Here is an 18,179-nt window from a genome sequence, read left to right as displayed (position 1 = left end):
AAGATACGCATTGTCATCCATAATTACACATTGATGTTAATATCAAGAGATGGGCTATCTGGAAACAAAGTGAAAAACTAAGAAATATGAAGATATTTTAAGATAATCAAAGTACATTAAGGGAGGAAGGATGATGAGGAAGATAGCGATTTACGGCAAGGGCGGCATCGGCAAGTCTACGACCACGCAGAACACAGTGGCGGCTCTCGCGGAGAGCGGGAAAAAAGTGCTGGTGGTGGGATGCGACCCCAAGGCCGACTCCGGCAGGTTGCTTCTGCACGGGTTGAACCAGAGGACGGTTCTGGACACCCTGCGGGAAGAAGGGGAAGATATCGACATGGAGGATATTATGCGGGAGGGGTTTGGAAACACCAAATGCGTGGAATCCGGCGGGCCGGAGCCGGGCGTCGGCTGTGCGGGCAGAGGAATCATCACCTCAATTAATTTGTTGGAGTCACTGGGAGCGTTTGCGGAAGAATTGGATTACGTTTTTTACGATGTGCTGGGTGACGTTGTTTGCGGCGGATTTGCCATGCCAATTCGTGAAGGCAAGGCCAAAGAGATTTATATCGTGGCTTCCGGTGAAATGATGGCATTATACGCCGCCAACAATATCAGCAAGGGTATTCGCAAATTTGCCACCACCGGCGAAGTGAGGCTGGGCGGCATCATCTGCAACAGCCGTAAAGTGGATAACGAATACGAACTGTTGGAAGCTTTTGCCAAAGAGCTGGGCTCCCAGCTCATCCACTTTGTGCCCAGAGACAATCTGGTGCAGAAGGCGGAGATTAACAAAAAAACGGTGATTGATTTTGACCCGACGGCGGACCAGGCTAACGAGTACAGGAAGCTGGCCCAAAAAATCGATGACAACGATATGTTTGTCATCCCCGAGCCCATGACCCAGGACCGGCTGGAGGAAATATTGATGGAGCACGGGATCCTTGATTAGTAAGGTTGCTGTCAAAAACAAATTTGTTCTAATAATCTTAATTTACTGGTGAGGAGTGAACGCCATGATCATGATCAGGGCCATTGTCAGGCCTGAAAAAACCAATACTATTCTGGCTGAACTGAACAGCGCGGGTTTTCCCGCCGTAACCAAGATGGATGTGGTCGGGCGCGGCAAGCAGAGAGGTGTCCGGGTCGGAGAAGTTGTTTACGATGAAATACCGAAGGAGTTGTTGATGCTGGTTGTGCGCGACGAAGATGTGGAGGATGTCATCAGCATTGTCACCAGATATGCCAAGACCGGGGAAAAGGGAGCTTTCGGCGACGGTAAAATTTTTGTCAGCCCGGTGGAAGAGGCATATACCATCAGCAGCGGCGCCAAGGGCCTGTAGGAGGGGTAACAGTGAAAGAAATCATCGCTATTATTCGTATGAACAAGGTCAATGAAACTAAAAAAGCCCTGGCTGACGACGGGATTTGCGGCTTGCACGCGATGAAGGTGATGGGACGGGGCAAGATGCAGGTGGACTTTTCCGTACTGGACAGCCTGGGCGCCCAGGAAGAGATCGGCGGTATTCTGGCCGATGGTCTGGCAAAAGGAAGCAGACTTATTCCAAAACGTTTATTAACGATTTTCACCAAAGACACTGAAGTAGATAAAGTGGTGAAGACGATCATCAAGGTTAACAAAGCGGGAAATAAAGGAGACGGTAAAATCTTCGTGGCGCCGGTTTTGGACGCTGCCACGGTCAGGACCGGCGAACGGGGAGAAGCGGCGGTTTAAATGCGGTAAAAGGGGGTTGTTATTTATGGCTGTTGATGAAAAAGTTTTGGAAGAAATTCTAAATTCATATCCGGCTAAAGTGAAGCGGACGCGCAAGAAGCACATCCTGCTCCGGGATTCCTCCCTGGACCGCCAGGAGATCGAGGCCAACACCCGCACCATCCCGGGCATCATGACGAACCGGGGCTGCGCTTTCGCCGGCTGCAAGGGAGTGGTGCTGGGCCCGATAAAGGATATGGTGCACATCGTTCATGGTCCCATCGGGTGTGCCTATTACAGCTGGCTGACGCGCCGGAACAAGGCGATACCTGAAGAACCGGGGAAAAACTATCTGACTTATTGCGTGTCAACCGACATGCAGGAAAGCGATATTGTCTTCGGCGGCGAAAAAAAATTAGCCAGAATGATTGATGAAGTCGTGGAAATATTCAAGCCGAACGCTATTACCATTTCCGCCACCTGCCCGGTGGGGCTGATCGGTGACGACATCCAGGCAGTGGCCAGGGCGGCGCGGCAAAAACACGGCCTGAGCATTACCGCGTATAATTGTGAAGGTTACAAAGGTGTCAGCCAGTCCGCCGGCCACCACATCGCCAATAACGGCTTGCTGGAATGGATCGTCGGGCAGGGGGACTGGGAGGAGCCGCCAGGTAAATATACCATCAACATGTTGGGCGAATACAACATTGGCGGCGACAGCTGGGAAGTGGAGAGAGTATTAAAAGAATTGGGCTACCATGTTCAGGCGACATTGACCGGCAACGGCTCTTATGAGGACATTAAGAACGCCCACGTGGCTGAATTAAACCTGGTCCAGTGCCACCGCTCGATCAATTATATTGCCGACATGCTGGAAAAGAAATACGGTACGCCCTGGTTAAAAGTGAATTTTATCGGTATCCGGGCCACCTGCGAGTCGCTGCGCAATATGGCGCTCTACTTTGGTGACGAAGACTTGATCCGGCGGACCGAAGAGGTCATCGCCAGGGAACTGGCTGAAATTGAGCCGCAGCTTGAGCCATATAGAAAGATTTGCGCGGGGAAAACAACCTTCTGCTTTGTGGGAGGGTCACGCGGCCACCACTACCAGGGTTTATATGAGGAAATTGGTATTCAAACGACGCTGGCCGGCTATGAATTCGCCCACCGTGACGATTATGAAGGGCGGGAGGTAATACCCGATATCAAGCCTGACGCGGACAGCAAAAACATTCCCGAGCTGCATGTTGTCCCGGACGAGCGCCGTTATCGCCCGAAGCTGTCTAGAGAAAGAACGGAAGAGTTAAAGGATAAGATTCCCCTCAGCAACTACCAGGGGATGAATATAACCATGAAAGATGGCAGCCTCATTGTTGATGACATGAACCACTACGAAACGGAGGAATTTATCAGAACTCTAAAGCCCGATATTTTTTCCTCCGGTATTAAAGACAAATATGTGCCTCATAAAATGGGTTTGCCGTCCAAGCAGCTGCACAATTATGATTACAGCGGCCCTTATGCCGGGTTTAGAGGCGCGGTGAACTTTGCCCGGGACATCAGCATGAGCTTTGCCACGCCAACCTGGAATTTTATCGACCCGCCGTGGAAAAGCAGGCCGTTGCTGGAGGGTACCATTGAAAAACCAAGCCAGGAAGGAGAAGCGTGACATGTTAGACAGTACGCCGAAGGAATTCATCGAGCGAAGCGGCGGGGTAATCAATCCGGCTAAAACCTGTCAGCCGATCGGAGCCATGTACGCCGCCCTGGGCATTCATAATTGCCTTCCGCACAGCCATGGTTCCCAGGGATGCTGCTCGTACCATAGAATGCATTTGGCCCGCCATTTCCGGGAACCAGCCATGGCTACAACCAGTTCATTCACGGAAGGCGCTTCGGTTTTTGGCGGCGGAGCCAACTTGAAGACAGCCATCAAAAATGTTTTTGCCATTTATAATCCCGATGTGATGGCTGTCCATACCACCTGTCTGTCCGAAACCATTGGTGATGATATAAGTACAATTATCAAAGGAACCGAAGTGCCCGAAGGGAAGCTGGTGATCCATGCCAACACGCCAAGCTACCAGGGCTCACATATTACGGGGTTTTCCAATATGACGAAAGGCATGGTCAGTTATCTGGCTGAAGCAACATTAGCAGCCAAGAAGGAGCAGGTTAATATCATCCCGGGTTTTGTCAACCCCGGGGATATGCGCGAAATCAAAAGGCTCACCAATCTGATGGGAATTAACTTGATCATGTTCCCCGATACCTCGGGTGTGCTGGACTCACCCATGACCGGCAGATTTGTGATGTACCCGAAGGGAGGCGTTAAGGTGGAAGAGCTGCGGGACACAGGCAATTCCAAACTCACCGTTGCGCTGGGGACCTATGCATCCAGCGACGCCGCCAACCTTTTGGAAAGAAAATGCAAAGTGCCGGCGGTGACTCTGAAGACACCCATAGGGGTCAAAGCCACCGATGAGTTTCTGATGGCCCTGCGGCAAAGCTTTATCAAAGAAGTGCCTTATCAGCTGGAAGAAGAAAGAGGACAGCTGGTGGATATCATGGTTGACACGCATTATCATTTTCATGGCAAGAGGGTGGCGATCTTCGGCGACCCGGATATTATCACCGGGCTGACTGAATTTGTTTTAAGCTTAGGGATGAAGCCTGTTTACGTGTTGACCGGGACACCCGGGGGAACAGTCGGCGGCCCGCAGGGAATATTCGAAAAAGAGATAGCAAGCATGCTGGATGAGGCAGGTATCGAGGGAAAAGTAAAAGCGGCGGGAGACCTGTTCAGGCTGCACCAGTGGATCAAGAACGAACCTGTTGATTTATTAATCGGCAATACCTACGGGAAATATATCGCCAGGGCGGAAGACATACCCTTCGTGCGGGTCGGTTTTCCCATTCTGGACAGAAGTATGCATCCCTATCTTCCGGTAGTCGGCTATAAAGGAGCCATGCGGCTGCTCGAATTGATCGGCAACGCCCTGCTGGACAGAGCGGACCGGGACGCCGGAGACGAGGATTTTGAGCTTGTCATGTAGGTGATCAGGAGTCAGTAGTCAGTATTCAGTAAACCAGGTGAAGGCACGGCGTTATCGTTAGTGAACGACTAGCGAAGCGCCGGTAACAGCACCCAGCGCAGTGAGGGTAACCGGACTGCGGCGCGAAACCAGCGGGCTACTAATGTTACGGTTTTAAGCATAAGGAGCTTTGAGGAGAACAGGCGCCTTCAATAAACAAGTCAATCGTCGCCTTTGCAGCGGCGCTAGACCGGTCCGAAACAAGCTGAGGTGCTGTCGGCGCGAAGCATTGGAGTGAACGGTGATAACGCTGTGCCTAGATACTGGTTTCATTGAATATATGAATTCTGAATGCCTGAATAGTAAACCTGTAATGTAAGACAAAGAAAGAAGTGTGGATAATATGAAAGCGGTTAACCTATTGGAACTGCCCGTGGAGGAAAGAAAAGAGTCCATCTATGCCAAAGGGAAACAAAAGCCGAACCTGAAGTGCGACACTGACAGCATTGCCGGGGTGGTAAGCCAGAGGGCCTGCGTCTACTGCGGCGCCAGAGTGGTCCTGAACCCGGTGACCGACGCTGTCCACCTGGTGCACGGCCCTATCGGCTGCGCCAGCTATACCTGGGATATCCGGGGCGCTCTGAGCAGCGGTTCCGACTTGTACCGTTTCAGCTTTTCCACCGACCTGAAGGAGCACGATGTCATTTTCGGCGGTGAAAAGAAGCTGGCCTTGGCAATAGACGAACTGGTTATTAAATATCATCCCAAGCTGGTATTTGTCTACTCCACCTGCATAGTGGGGGTTATCGGCGACGACCTGGAGATGGTGTGCAGGGTTGCCGCCCGCAAACACAGGATTGAGGTGATCCCGGTTCAGTCCACCGGTTTCGCCGGCAATAAGTCGGCCGGCTACCGGGCGGCCTGCGATGCTCTCCTGCGCCTGATCGAGCCGAAAAATAAGAAAGAGGTTAAAAAGAGTAAAAGCCTCAATTACCTGGGTGACTATAATCTGGCCGGCGAGGTCTGGATTATCAAAAGTTACCTCAGGGAGATGGACATAGACATGAACGTGGCTTTCACCGGCGACTCATCTTGCGAGACGTTGAAAACAGCCGCCATGGCATCCCTGAACATTGTTCAGTGCAGTGGCTCGATGTTTTACCTGGCCGGAAAAATGGAGCAGATCTATGGCATCCCTTATATGAACATCTCCTTCCTCGGGCTGGAGGATACGGCGGAGTCTCTGAGGAAAATCGCCAGGTTTTTCGATGATCCGGAAACTATGGGCAAGACCGCAGAACTAATCGAGAGAGAGATAAACGCGTACGGTGACATTGTCCGGGGCTACCGGGAAAAATTGCGGGGCAAAAAAGCGGCGGTCTATGTGGGAGGCGGATTCAAGGCAATCTCCCTGATCAAGCAGTTCAGGGAAATCGGCATAGATGTGGTAATGGTGGGAACCCAGACGGGCCGCCAGGAGGAATATGATACGATCAATGATCTGGTGGACGAGGGAACTGTGATTCTGGACGACGCCAATCCAGCAGAATTAGAACAGTTTGTTTTGGAGAAAGGAGCACACCTGCTGGTGGGAGGGGTAAAGGAAAGGCCGCTGGCTTATAAGCTGGGTATTGCCTTCATTGACCACAACCATGACCGCAAGCATCCTTTAAGCGGCTTTGTGGGGGCGGTGAACTTTGCCGAGGAAGTTTATGCGACTGTCTGCTCACCGGTCTGGCGCTTTACCCAAGTTCCTGCGGCTGCTCATGACTGTTTTGCCGGGGAGGCGGACAATAATGAAACTACCACGGCGTGAGGGAGGTGCGGTTTTCATGAGAATGGAACAAACCCACTGCCTTAGTGTCAACGAAAACCAGTGCAGCATGTGTATGCCGATGGGGGCCATTCTGGCTTTTAAAGGAGTAGAGGGTTCCATGGCAATCATCCACGGTTCGCAAGGCTGCAGCACTTACATGCGCCGGCATATTGCCGAACACTTCAACGAGCCCATCGACGTGGCCTCTTCATCCCTCAACGAGAAAGGGACTATTTACGGCGGGGAGGCCAACTTGAGAAAAGGGCTGGACAATGCAATAAAATTATACAACCCGAAAGTGGTGGGAATACTTACCACCTGCCTGGCGGAGACCATCGGTGAGGATATCGACAGAATGGCGGCGGATTACCTGGAGGAAAAGGGCCTTGTGGATTTGCCGGTGGTAACAGTTTCCACCCCGGGTTACGGCAACAGCCATTTTGAAGGCTACTTCCTGGCCGTGAAAAGGATTGTTGCTGAACTGGTAAGGCAATCTGTGCGGCACAAAGGGATTAATATCATTGTTCCCAACATCAGTCCCGCCGATATCAGGGAAATAAAGAGAATTCTTAAAATGATGAGAGTAAGCTACATTTTGCTGCCCGACTTTTCAGACACCCTGGACCGTGCTTTGGAAAGGCCTTACCGCAAAATGCCGGCGGGAGGAACGAAGCTGGCGGATATAGCCGGTATGGGCGGCGCGCAGGCCACTATCCAAATGGGCGTGACGGTTGACGAGGCTATTTCGCCGGGTCATTACCTGGAATCAGCGTTCGGAGTGCCCCTGTACAATGTGCCCGTGCCTATTGGGGTGCAAAACACGGACTTATTTGTAAACCTCTTGAAAAAATTGACTGGAAATCCGGTTCCCGGAAGCCTGGAGCGGGAAAGGGGAAGGCTGCTCGACTGCATGGTCGACTCCCATAAATATAACGCGTACGGTAAAAGCGTGGTTTTCGGCGATCCGGAGAATGTGTATGCTGTCGCCTGCACCTGCCTGGAAAACGGTATTAGCCCGGTGGTGACGGCAACGGGCGGCAAGGGCGGCAAACTGGCTGATCTTTTAAAAACCCGGCTGCCCGATGCCGGACCTGCCGCACAGGTTTTCTGTGAGACAGACTTTTCCCGTATCCGGGAAAAAAGCAGGGAAATGGAAGCCAATATCGCCATTGGCCATTCCGGTGGCAGGTACCTCACGGAAAGGGAGGGCATCCCTCTGGTGCGGTATGGTTTCCCCATTCACGACCGGGTGGGCGGCCAGCGGCTCCTTTCAGTGGGCTATACGGGTACTGCCATGTTGTTGGACCGGATCACCAATACACTTTTGGAAAACAAGTACAGGAACTACCGGAGGAACATTTACCAGCAATTTTACTATGGAACTATAAAGCCAGCCGGCAAAGGTCGAGGTGAAAAAAATGAACTGCGCCTGCAACCCGGTGCAAAACGGGAATAGAACTTTGCAACATCCGTGTTTTTCCTCTGAAGCCAAACATAAATACGCCAGGATCCACCTGCCCGTGGCGCCCCGCTGCAATATCAGCTGCAACTATTGCAGCAGGAAATTTGACTGCCTGCATGAAAGCCGGCCGGGTGTGACCAGTGAGATCTTATCCCCTGAAGCCGCCAGGGAAAAGTATGATTTTGTGAAAGACAGGGTAGAGAACCTGAGCGTGGCGGGGATAGCCGGGCCCGGGGAGGCCCTGGCCAATTGGGATGAGACCAGGTTGACCATTGAAGCAATTAAAAAATCCGATCCCCAGGTGATATTTTGTCTATCAACCAACGGTCTGACGCTTCCCCACTATGCCGGTAAACTGGTTGAACTAGGTGTCAGGCACGTCACTGTGACGGTGAACTGCCTGGAACCGGAAATCGGCAAAAGGATTTATCGGTACGTCGACTATCAAGGCAGAAGGTATCAAGGCGCTGAAGGGGCCGCCATTTTAATCGGCAATCAACTGGCCGGAATAGAACGCCTGACCGGACTGGGTGTGGCGGTAAAGGTTAATATAGTGATGATTAAGGGCATAAATGACGGGCACATCCCGGAAATCGTGAAAAAGGTCAAAGAATTAGATGTGTTCATGACTAATATCATGCCGCTCATCCCGGCCAAGGGGAGCGCCCTTGAATATCTGCCCCAGACACCAATGAAGGAAGTCAATAAAATGAGAAATATCTGCCGGGATGATCTGCAACAGATGTACCACTGCGCGCAGTGCAGGGCGGATGCCGTCGGCCTGCTGGGAGAGGACAGAGCCTTGGAATTTAGCGGCCTGTGGAGCAAACAGGAGATATTGCCGAAAACCGGCGAGCAGTACCGGAAGCAGTTCAAAATTGCCGTTGCTTCCAAGACCGGCAGGTTGATTGACCAGCACTTTGGCCATGCCACAGAGTTTGCCATCTACCATGTTGACGGAGAAGCAATCAGCCTGGTTGAAAAAAGGCAGATTATCAGCTACTGCAAAGGAATTGAGGAAGGTGAAAACAGTGAAAGGGTGAAGGAAAATACAATCGGAGCGATCAAAGATTGCCACGCGGTGCTCTCCCTGCGTATTGGCTATCACGCCAAGAAAAGGCTGTCAAAGCATAATGTCGCGAGTATCGAATGCTACGATACCATCGAAAATGGTTTGAAATATGCGGTTGAAAAGCTAGTCAATAAAGAAGCCATATAAAGATTAAGGGGAATGATGGCAGTGAATAAACCAAGGTATCATATTTTTGTCTGTACCAGTTCCAGGGTAAACGGACAGCAGAAAGGCTTTTGCCATACCAAGGCGTCCGTGGAAATAGTGACTAATTTTATGGAGGAGATCCGGGACAGGGATCTAGGCGGTGCAGTGCTGGTTTCCAACACCGGTTGCTTCGCCCTCTGCGAGCGGGGTCCCATTGTGGTTGTCTATCCCGACAACGTCTGGTACGGCGGGGTCACGCCGGAAAACGTGGAGGAAATCATGGATGAGCATATTGAAGGCGGTAGAGTGGTAGAAAGTCTTTTACTTTGATTTAAAAAAAGGTTAAGGAGAAAATCAATGCCGGATGATATTGCCGTATATATTGGGGAAGATGGCCGGACAGCCCCCCTGCTTGGGAGGGGCAGGCTCGCTGTCTACCGGAAAGAGCAAAGCTGTTGGACTATCCTAAAAGAAAAAGAATTTCCCTTAAGCCGGACTCCCGGCCTGCCGGAGCTGCGCAAGATAATGACAAATATGCGGGATTTTCTGGGCGAATGCAAAATTTTCGTAGGACTTTCCATCACCGGCGTACCTTATTTTGAACTGGAAAAGGGCGGTTTCAGCGTATGGGAGTACGAAGGCAATCCCTTAAGCTTTCTTGATCATATCCTTGCGGAAGAAAAAGATTTGCAGATGAGGAGAGCCGCCGGTGAGCGCGGGGTGAACCAGGTGGCTCCCGTGGCGGTTGCCGAGGGGCGCTACCGGATTTCCCTGATAGATATTCAAGAAGGGAACACCGGCATCACCACGAAACAGGCCTTGCTTCCTTTTATCCGCAAAGGTGAATTTTATGAGCTGGAAGTGTTGTGCAGCCATGTCCCGCCGTGGCTGGATGCCGAGTTGACGGCAGGCAACCTCTGCGGTGAGAAAAGCGAAACAGGTAATAATGAAGTTAGGATTACAATAATCAAGAAGTGCTGCTGCCAGCTAGCAGGGCCGAATTTGATCTGAGAGCCGCAAGCCCCCGGATCATTAAATTTTGGCCACGCACGGGCCGGATGGCGAGGAGATTCTTTCCTTACCATATGGCGCCCGGTCCGTACGGCGGCCATTTTGCCTACATAACAGCAGGCGGAATACCTTAAGGAGGTTGTAATGCATGAACGCTACCCTCATATCATCAAGTGCGTCAGCACCAACGGCCTGATGCTGGAAGATAGCCTCGACCAGCTGGAATCCGTCGGGGTCAAGACAATAACCGTGACGGTAAACGCATCGTCGTAAAAGAAGCCGGCGCTTTTATCATGAATTTGATACCGTTTTTCCCTCAGGCTGAATTCACCCTGCTGCCTGCTACCAGCAACGGTCTGCTGGATGGAGCCAAACAGGAACTGGAGCCGATAATCCGTTAGACAAAAAAAGGCTATCAGTGCTCATAAGGGATTTGAAGATCCACCGGTTTTATATGAGCATGATATCCTTCCCGGCGGCGTATGTGTGCGCGAGTGCGTCGGCCGGGTTTTTTACAGAAAGTTAATAATATATTAATAAACGGTTAAACTTCCGATAACATAACTTTAACGAGGCTGTTTTATAGTGTAGTGGGGTGGTTTGGGATGCCGTTAATCCTGGTTGTGGACGATGAGGTCAATATTTTGCAGCTTCTGAAGTACAACCTGACCAAAGAAGGCTACCAGGTTATTAGCGCGACCAATGGGAGCGATGCAATCAAGCTGACCGGCGAAAAAGCGCCGGACCTGATTGTGCTGGACAAAATGCTCCCGGAAATGGACGGCTTTGATGTGCTGCGCATTTTAAAGGCCAACCGGCAAAGCGCCCCTATTCCCGTTATTATGTTGAGTGCCAGGAATGAAGAACTGGACAAGGTGCTCGGGCTGGAATTGGGTGCGGATGACTATATCACCAAGCCGTTTTCACCCAGGGAACTGGTGGCCAGGGTGAAGGTTCATTTACGCCACGGGCTGATGCTTCCTGCTGAAGAGGGGCCGGCGGAAGTTAAAGAAATCAGGGTTAACGGTTTGGTCATACAGCCGGAGAAGTATGAAGCACTGCTTGACGGGGTAAGACTGGAGCTTACCCAAAAAGAATTTGAGCTGCTGCACCTGCTGGCGGCAAACCCCGGCCGGGTTTTTACCAGAGACATCCTGCTGGAGAAGATCTGGGGCTATGATTTCGACCGGAAATCCCGCACTGTGGATGTTCATATCAGCTACTTGCGCCAGAAGATTGAAAAAGACCCGGCTAACCCGGAATATATCGAAACGGTGCGCGGGGTGGGCTATCGTTTCCGTGAATTTCATTAAAAATTTGTGGCATAAAAAAATGAAAATAGTATCAAGGAAAATAGTTTCAAGGAGGAAGTGACTTGCTGAAAAATTCTAAATTAATAATTGCTGTTGTGTTGTGCCTGGCAGCGGCGGCTATGTTGGCCGGCTGCGGCGCGCAGGCTCAACAAGGAACGTTGTCGAACAGCATTACGGCGGTAGGTTCCACCGCCCTGCAGCCGCTGATGGAACAGGCCGCAACCCAGTTCATGGCCGGGAACCCGAATGCCAGGATCGTGGTGCAGGGCGGCGGCAGCGGCACCGGCCTCACCCAAGTCGCGCAGGGAGCGGCTGACATCGGTAATTCAGATATATACGCTGAAGAAAAGGAAGGTATTGACGCTTCCCAGCTCACCGACCACCAGATTTGTGTCGTCGGCATGGCTTGTGTGGTAAACCCGGCCATAACCGTCGACAACCTGACCAAACAGCAGCTGATTGACATTTTTACCGGCAAGACGACCAACTGGAACAGCGTGGGCGGCCCTGATCAAAAAATAGTGCTGGTAAACCGCCCGAAGGCTTCCGGCACAAGGGCGACGTTTAAGAAATACGCGCTGGGCGGCGCTGAAGAGGCTTCCGGTATTGAAGAAGACTCTTCCGGCACAGTTCGTAAAATCATTAAAGAAACTCCCGGCGCGATTGGCTATCTGGCGCTGTCTTATCTGGACGGTAGTCTAAAGGTTGTCAATCTGGACGGTGTGACGCCCGCTAAGGAAAACGTTATCAACGGCAAGTACCCGGTGTGGGCCTATATGCACAGTTACACCAAAGGCAAGCCAGGCGGTGCGGTGGACGCTTTCTTGCAATATATGCTGTCAGAGGATGTGCAGAAGAATATAGTCCCGCAGTTAGGCTATATTCCTGAAGCTGATATGAAAATAACAAGGGATGTAAACGGCAAAATTAAGGATAAATAATAAATAATCAAGGCTGGGGGGGCGGGACACGGGAGTGCCGGCCCCTGATTAATATGATTGCGCTGTTTGTTTATGCAATGTTTATTCGGGGAGGAATTGTATATGAGTTCCATTTGCTCGAAGACCGTTCGCATAGTCAAACTTTTTATTAGTTTATTGAACAAGAACCAGACCTTCCCCGGCGTCATGACCAAGATTCGCTGGGAATTGGCCGGGGATGCCAATCCTCTCACCGGCTTGTCCGGCAATATTGCTTTGGAACAGGAACTGCGCAGACGCACGGCTGAGAAACTGCCTATCTGTGCCGTTTACGTCGACCTGCCGGATAAAATATGCAGAAAAAAATATGGATTATCCGGCGGAAGCCGCATTATTCTGTTTACAGCGAGACTTCTGGCTAACATACTAAAGAAATATGGCGGAAAGAAGGACTTCCTGGCTCATATTAAAGGCGACAATTTCATCGCGATCATTGAAAAAGAGCGGGTAGGCGCATTTTGTGAGCGTACCATCAAATACTATGACAGTTTGATCAAGTCTTTAGACGAGCAGGAGAAGCGGAAAATAAGCAGAAACCTGATCTACACCCAAGAGAGTCTTCCTTTTATATCAATGTACATGATCGATTTTGGAATAGGCGAAAAGATAGACTTAAAATTTATATTGAAAAAGGCGGGACAGTTAAAATATTATTCAACCCCCGCCGATGGCAGTACATGTGTTCATAAACCCTCAAATTAATTCTGAGAAAACATGTCTTTTACTTTTACCGGGTTAATTAACGTGTCTAACTTCCGTCTTTTTTTTGATCTGGCCAGCCGCCAGGTCGATTTTTTTATTATTTAGAGAGATATACATGAAATTAATCTGAATTTAACAATATTTAACAAGGCGATAATAATAACCTAACCTCGCTCAGCTATAATTTATGCGACATCATATTTGTAGATAATACTGCAACGGTCAGCTTGACTGGGGAGGCAAACAGCTTGACGTCATCAAAAATATCTGTGGAAAGACTGAACCTTTATTACAGGGATTTTCAGGCTTTAAAAAACGTAAACCTGGAAGTTGAGGAAAACCAGGTTACAGCGCTTATTGGACCGTCCGGCTGCGGCAAGTCGACGTTCTTGCGCATCTTGAACAGAATGAACGACTTGATCGAGGGAGTCAGGGTGGACGGTATGGTACTTCTGGACGGTATGGATATCTACCGCCAGGACGAAGACGTGGTTAATCTGCGCAAAAGGGTGGGTATGGTTTTTCAGCGCCCCAACCCTTTTCCGATGTCGGTATATGATAATATTGCCTACGGGCCGCGTATTCACGGGGAGAAGAACAGGCGCAAATTGGATGAAATCGTAGAAAAAAGCCTGCGCGCGGCAGTCCTTTGGGACGAGGTGCGGGACCGGCTTTATAAGTCGGCGCTGGGGCTTTCCGGCGGCCAACAGCAACGGGTATGTATCGCCCGGCTGCTTGCAGTGGAACCGGAAGTGCTGCTTATGGACGAACCCACTTCAGCTTTGGATCCGCTGGCAACTATGAAAATTGAAGAGTTGATTCAAGTATTAAAAAACGACTACACTATTGTCATTGTAACCCATAACATGCAGCAGGCCGCCCGTGTTTCCGGTGTCACCGCTTTTTTCTTAAACGGCGATCTGATTGAATACGGCAATACCGAAGCAATGTTTACCAAACCGTCGGATCAGCGTACTGAGGATTATATTACGGGCCGTTTCGGCTAAAATAGGCATAGGTGTTTTTATACGTTATGAAGAATCATCATACCGTGAGCAGTCATAATATAATATAATGTAAATTCATCATTATATTAATTGGCAGTCGATGAAGGGAGAAAAAAGTTAAACATGAGGACCAGAACAACTTTTGACCAGGCCTTAAGTGAACTCCAGCAAGATATTATCCGCATGGGCTTTTCTGTGGAAGAGGCCATTGCCCATGCGGTGGAATCCCTCGTCGGGCAGGATGAAATTAGGGCCCAGGGTGTTATCGACGGGGACGTGCTTATTGACAACCAGCATCAGCTGATAGAGGATAAATGCCTCAAGCTTATTGCCACCCAGCAGCCGATGGCCAAGGACCTGCGGCGTATTGCGACGGGACTGATGATCATTACCGATTTGGAACGAATGGCTGATTTAGCGTGTGACATTGCCAAGATAACCCGTAGGATAGCCTGTGAGCCCCTGATCAAGCCTCTGATTGACATTCCGCGAATGGCGCAAATAGCCCAGAAAATGGTAAAAGAGTCCCTTGACGCTTTTGTGCGGGAGGATGTGCAACTGGCCGTCTCGATGGCTAAAGAAGATGATTTGGTAGACAGTCTGCATAACCAGGTCTTCCGGGAGTTGCTTTTATATATGATGGAAAATCCCAAAACCATCAACCAGGCAACCGCTCTCATGTTCGCCAGCCGCCACCTGGAGCGGATTGCCGATCATGCGACCAACATCGGTGAACGGATTGTTTACCTGGCGACCGGTGAGCGCAAAGATCTGAACGATTAGGTATATTATTAAACAAATCGCTGACAAATCAGAAATATTGGTATTCTCCTCTCCTGTTCCCGGTATTGGTAGCCGGGTTTTTTTTTATCCTTTCATTATGTTCCATTATTACTTAAATATAACCTTTATTTAACGAAGCTTTAATTCGCAAGTAAACATTATTTAACATCAGGGGTATATATTAAAATCATACTTTTTACCAACCATGAGCATTGATAGAAAAAATGTGCAGTGGGGGGTGTTAGCATCAATTCCGTATTAACGAAAGTTGCCGGTCTGTTCGAACGATTTGTCAACTTTGCCAGTGTTAAGAGCAGCTGCAAGATCAGGTCCGGAAATTTGGAAAGCCGGTTGCACGATGCCGTGCGGGAAGCGCAGGGTGCAGCCAAGAGCTCTATCGACCTGCAAAAAGCAAAACTGCTGCATGAATTTAGTGAAATTCTTGAAGGCGCAGGTTTTAACGCTGTATACCAGCCCATCGTTTCTTTTCAATCAGGCTGCGTTTTAGGTTGGGAAGCACTTGCCAGAGGACCACTGGACAGCTATTTTCACAGCCCGGATGTGATCTTTTCCTTTGCTGAAGAGGTAAACCTGCTTTACCCGGTGGAAAAGCTCTGCCGTCGGATTGCCATAAATCAGCTTGGTGGATTGGAGGCCGACCAGAAGCTTTTTTTGAATATTCATCCCCGTTCGCTTGGTGATCCGAACTTCGTCAATGGTGAAACCATCAAGTTAATTAAGGAAATGGGCTTAAATCCTGGCAATGTTGTTTTCGAGATAACCGAAAGGCATTGTATTGATGACTTTTCCTATTTTAACAAGACTCTTGAATATTACCGGGGTCAGGGCTTCCTCGTGGCGGTTGACGATGCCGGCGCGGGATTTTCCTGCCTCCAATCGATTGCTGAAATAAGACCGGATTTTATCAAAATCGACATGTCTCTGGTCAGAGGTGTTCATAACAACCGGGTGAAGAGAGCGCTTCTGGAAACATTCACGACGTTTGCCGAAAAAATAAGCTGTTCGATTATCGCCGAAGGCATTGAGGAGGAGGAGGAGTTAAATACGCTCGCCAGCATGGGCGTGCATTACGGGCAGGGTTTCTTTATCGGCAAACCTGCTTATCCAAAAGCGCTTATTAGTGACGATGTTCTCGTAAGAATAATACGCCTGGCCTCCAACAATCGCAACCGTATCTGGAAGCCTGCCTTCCCGGTGGGCAGCATTGCTGAAAACGCTGTCAGCGTTGACAAGAACACTCTGGTGCGGGAAGTCAAGAAGATTTTGGATAATGACGAGCTTCTCGCGGGCGTGGTGATAGTGGATGAAGGAGAACCCAAGGGGTTGGTCATGCGCCACCTGTTATACCGCCATCTTGGCATGCAGTATGGGGTGCCTCTTTATTACGAGCGCCCGATCTCTGTGATTATGGATGTCTCTCCGCTCATCGTGGAGGAGGATGCAACCATCGAGTTAGTGTCTCAGGTGGCCATGAACCGTGATCGAATCAAAATATACGACTACATCATTGTAACAAAAAACAATTTGCTAAAAGGGGTAGTCTCGGTCCAAAATCTCCTGGACACCATGACCAGGATCCGCCTGGAGCTGGCCAGGGGCGCCAACCCCCTAACCGGTTTGCCGGGGAACATTGCCATAGAGCAGGAGTTGCTCAAACGCGCAACTGAGAGCTCAACCTTTAGTATTGTCTACTTTGATTTGGATAATTTCAAAATATATAATGACAAATACGGTTTTGAGAACGGTGATAAAGTCATTTTGTTTACTTCAAAATTATTGAGCAGTGTAATCAATAAATACGGAAGTGAAAAAGACTTTCTTGGGCATATAGGTGGAGACGATTTTGTTCTGGTTACTGACAGAGAACGTACAGACACGCTTTGTAAACGGATCATCAAGTATTTTGACCGCCTGATTAAATCCTATTATCTGCCGGAAGACCGAAAGGAGGGCAGGATTCCCGGGCACGACAGGAATGGACTGGCCAAGTGGTTCCCATTCATATCCGTGTCCATGGCTGTTATTGAGTGCGAAGGAGGTGAAAAAGCGGATTTGAAGACTTTGTCTGAAAAGGTTGCGCAGCTAAAATGTTACGCCAAATCCATTCCCGGCAGTGTATATGTTCGTGACCGCAGGAGCAGGGTTGGTTTTACAGAGAGTTAATAATCAATTAATAAACAGTTAAACTGGCGGCAACTTGTTTTTAACCATGCTGTTTTAAACTGAAAAAGGGTGATTTGAGATGCCGTTAATCCTGGTTGTGGATGATGAGGTTAATATCCTGCAGCTTCTGAAGTTTAACCTGACAAGAGAAGGCTACCAGGTAATTGAAGCAACCAATGGGCATGACGCGATTAAGTTAACCGGCGAAAAAACACCTGATTTGATTATTCTGGATAAAATGCTTCCGGAACTGGACGGCTTTGACGTGCTCCGCATCTTAAAGAACAACCGGCAAAGCGCTTCCATTCCCGTTATTATGTTAAGCGCCAGGAGTGAAATGCTGGACAAGGTGCTCGGGCTGGAACTGGGCGCGGATGACTACATTACGAAACCATTTTCTCCCAGGGAACTGGTGGCCAGGGTAAAAGTGCACTTGCGCCGCAAGCAGCCTCCTGCCGAAGAGGAGGTTGCGAAAGAGGCGGTAAGGGCGAACCGTTTGGTAATCCAGCCGGAGAAGTACGAAGCGTTGCTTGACGGGGAAAGATTGGAACTTGCCCAGAAAGAGTTTGAACTTCTTTACCTGCTGGTGGCTAACCCCGGCCGCGTTTTTACCAGGGATGCGCTGCTGGAAAAAATTTGGGGATATAACTATGACCGGAAATCACGCACCGTGGACGTTCATATCAGGTACTTGCGCCAGAAGATTGAAAAAGACCCGGCCAATCCTGACTATATCGAAACAGTGCGCGGAGTGGGATACCGTTTTCGTGAGACGCGCTAAAATATTGTGGCTTTATTTCAGCCACTTTGTATATAAAAAAAGCATATAAGGAGCATTCCTGTAATTATTGAAAACGGCCTTTGAAAAAAGAGACGCCCATCAATACAATGGTAATGTGCTGATCCCGACAAGAAAGGCACAAAACCAGATTGAGGAGGCGCCTCTATATGAA

General features: G+C 49.6%; 18 protein-coding genes. All 18 read left to right on the top strand.

Annotated features, from left to right (window positions below; translation table 11 throughout):
• The first annotated feature begins 133 nt into the window (after nt 1-133).
• The 18 genes from nifH (at nt 134) to L9W92_RS17160 (ending at nt 18,007) form a co-directional block, all read left to right on the top strand.
• On the top strand, nt 134-952 hold the full coding sequence (gene nifH / locus L9W92_RS17240) for a nitrogenase iron protein (RefSeq protein WP_240084983.1): 819 nt from the start codon (nt 134-136) through the stop codon (nt 950-952).
• A 64-nt stretch (nt 953-1,016) separates the two neighbouring features.
• Nucleotides 1,017-1,343: a P-II family nitrogen regulator gene (locus tag L9W92_RS17235; protein ID WP_240084978.1), complete on the top strand. Its 327-nt coding sequence runs from the start codon at nt 1,017-1,019 to the stop codon at nt 1,341-1,343.
• A gap of 11 nt (nt 1,344-1,354) precedes the next feature.
• On the top strand, nt 1,355-1,735 hold the full coding sequence (locus L9W92_RS17230) for a P-II family nitrogen regulator (RefSeq protein ID WP_240084977.1): 381 nt from the start codon (nt 1,355-1,357) through the stop codon (nt 1,733-1,735).
• Between the two features lie 25 nt (nt 1,736-1,760).
• Nucleotides 1,761-3,383, top strand: a complete 1,623-nt coding sequence (nifD, locus tag L9W92_RS17225) for a nitrogenase molybdenum-iron protein alpha chain (protein ID WP_240084976.1) — start codon at nt 1,761-1,763, stop codon at nt 3,381-3,383.
• A gap of 1 nt (nt 3,384) precedes the next feature.
• Nucleotides 3,385-4,770 carry a nitrogenase molybdenum-iron protein subunit beta gene (nifK, locus tag L9W92_RS17220; protein WP_240084982.1) on the top strand — a complete coding sequence of 462 codons (1,386 nt, stop codon included), beginning with the start codon at nt 3,385-3,387 and terminating at the stop codon, nt 4,768-4,770.
• A 382-nt stretch (nt 4,771-5,152) separates the two neighbouring features.
• Nucleotides 5,153-6,565 (top strand): nitrogenase iron-molybdenum cofactor biosynthesis protein NifE, encoded by a 1,413-nt coding sequence (gene nifE, locus L9W92_RS17215; protein WP_240084975.1) that lies wholly within the window; start codon nt 5,153-5,155, stop codon nt 6,563-6,565.
• 16 nt (nt 6,566-6,581) lie between these two features.
• A complete protein-coding gene (locus L9W92_RS17210) occupies nt 6,582-8,021 on the top strand; it encodes a nitrogenase component 1 (RefSeq protein WP_240084981.1) in 1,440 nt (479 codons plus the stop codon).
• Nucleotides 7,984-9,246, top strand: coding sequence for a nitrogenase cofactor biosynthesis protein NifB (gene nifB, locus L9W92_RS17205; RefSeq protein ID WP_240084980.1), 1,263 nt, complete (start codon nt 7,984-7,986; stop codon nt 9,244-9,246). Before L9W92_RS17210 ends, nifB begins: the two co-directional genes overlap by 38 nt.
• Before the next feature lie 15 nt (nt 9,247-9,261).
• A complete protein-coding gene (locus tag L9W92_RS17200) occupies nt 9,262-9,576 on the top strand; it encodes a 2Fe-2S ferredoxin (RefSeq protein WP_248286108.1) in 315 nt (104 codons plus the stop codon).
• Between the two features lie 27 nt (nt 9,577-9,603).
• On the top strand, nt 9,604-10,257 hold the full coding sequence (locus L9W92_RS17195) for a Fe-only nitrogenase accessory AnfO family protein (RefSeq protein ID WP_240084973.1): 654 nt from the start codon (nt 9,604-9,606) through the stop codon (nt 10,255-10,257).
• 144 nt (nt 10,258-10,401) lie between these two features.
• The gene (locus L9W92_RS19055; RefSeq protein ID WP_282442403.1) at nt 10,402-10,530 is read left to right on the top strand and encodes a hypothetical protein; all 129 of its coding nucleotides are present in this window, start codon (nt 10,402-10,404) and stop codon (nt 10,528-10,530) included.
• Nucleotides 10,531-10,862: 332 nt separating this feature from the next.
• A complete protein-coding gene (locus L9W92_RS17190) occupies nt 10,863-11,570 on the top strand; it encodes a response regulator transcription factor (RefSeq protein ID WP_240084972.1) in 708 nt (235 codons plus the stop codon).
• Nucleotides 11,571-11,635: 65 nt separating this feature from the next.
• Nucleotides 11,636-12,511, top strand: a complete 876-nt coding sequence (locus L9W92_RS17185; protein ID WP_282442404.1) for a phosphate ABC transporter substrate-binding protein — start codon at nt 11,636-11,638, stop codon at nt 12,509-12,511.
• A 102-nt stretch (nt 12,512-12,613) separates the two neighbouring features.
• Complete coding sequence (locus L9W92_RS17180) at nt 12,614-13,252, top strand: nucleotidyl cyclase domain-containing protein (protein ID WP_240084971.1); 639 nt, start codon at nt 12,614-12,616, stop codon at nt 13,250-13,252.
• A 248-nt stretch (nt 13,253-13,500) separates the two neighbouring features.
• Entirely contained in the window at nt 13,501-14,259 is a 759-nt protein-coding gene (gene pstB, locus L9W92_RS17175; protein ID WP_240084970.1) for a phosphate ABC transporter ATP-binding protein PstB, read from the top strand.
• 123 nt (nt 14,260-14,382) lie between these two features.
• Entirely contained in the window at nt 14,383-15,042 is a 660-nt protein-coding gene (phoU, locus tag L9W92_RS17170) for a phosphate signaling complex protein PhoU (RefSeq protein WP_240084969.1), read from the top strand.
• A gap of 231 nt (nt 15,043-15,273) precedes the next feature.
• A complete protein-coding gene (locus L9W92_RS17165; protein ID WP_240084968.1) occupies nt 15,274-17,226 on the top strand; it encodes an EAL domain-containing protein in 1,953 nt (650 codons plus the stop codon).
• A 79-nt stretch (nt 17,227-17,305) separates the two neighbouring features.
• Nucleotides 17,306-18,007 carry a response regulator transcription factor gene (locus tag L9W92_RS17160; protein WP_240084967.1) on the top strand — a complete coding sequence of 234 codons (702 nt, stop codon included), beginning with the start codon at nt 17,306-17,308 and terminating at the stop codon, nt 18,005-18,007.
• Nucleotides 18,008-18,179 lie beyond the last annotated feature (172 nt).

Origin of the sequence: Pelotomaculum terephthalicicum JT, from assembly GCF_022410535.1 — a bacterium.
GTDB lineage: Bacteria > Bacillota > Desulfotomaculia > Desulfotomaculales > Pelotomaculaceae > Pelotomaculum_D > Pelotomaculum_D terephthalicicum.
This window is presented reverse-complemented; position numbering and strand designations above follow the sequence as displayed.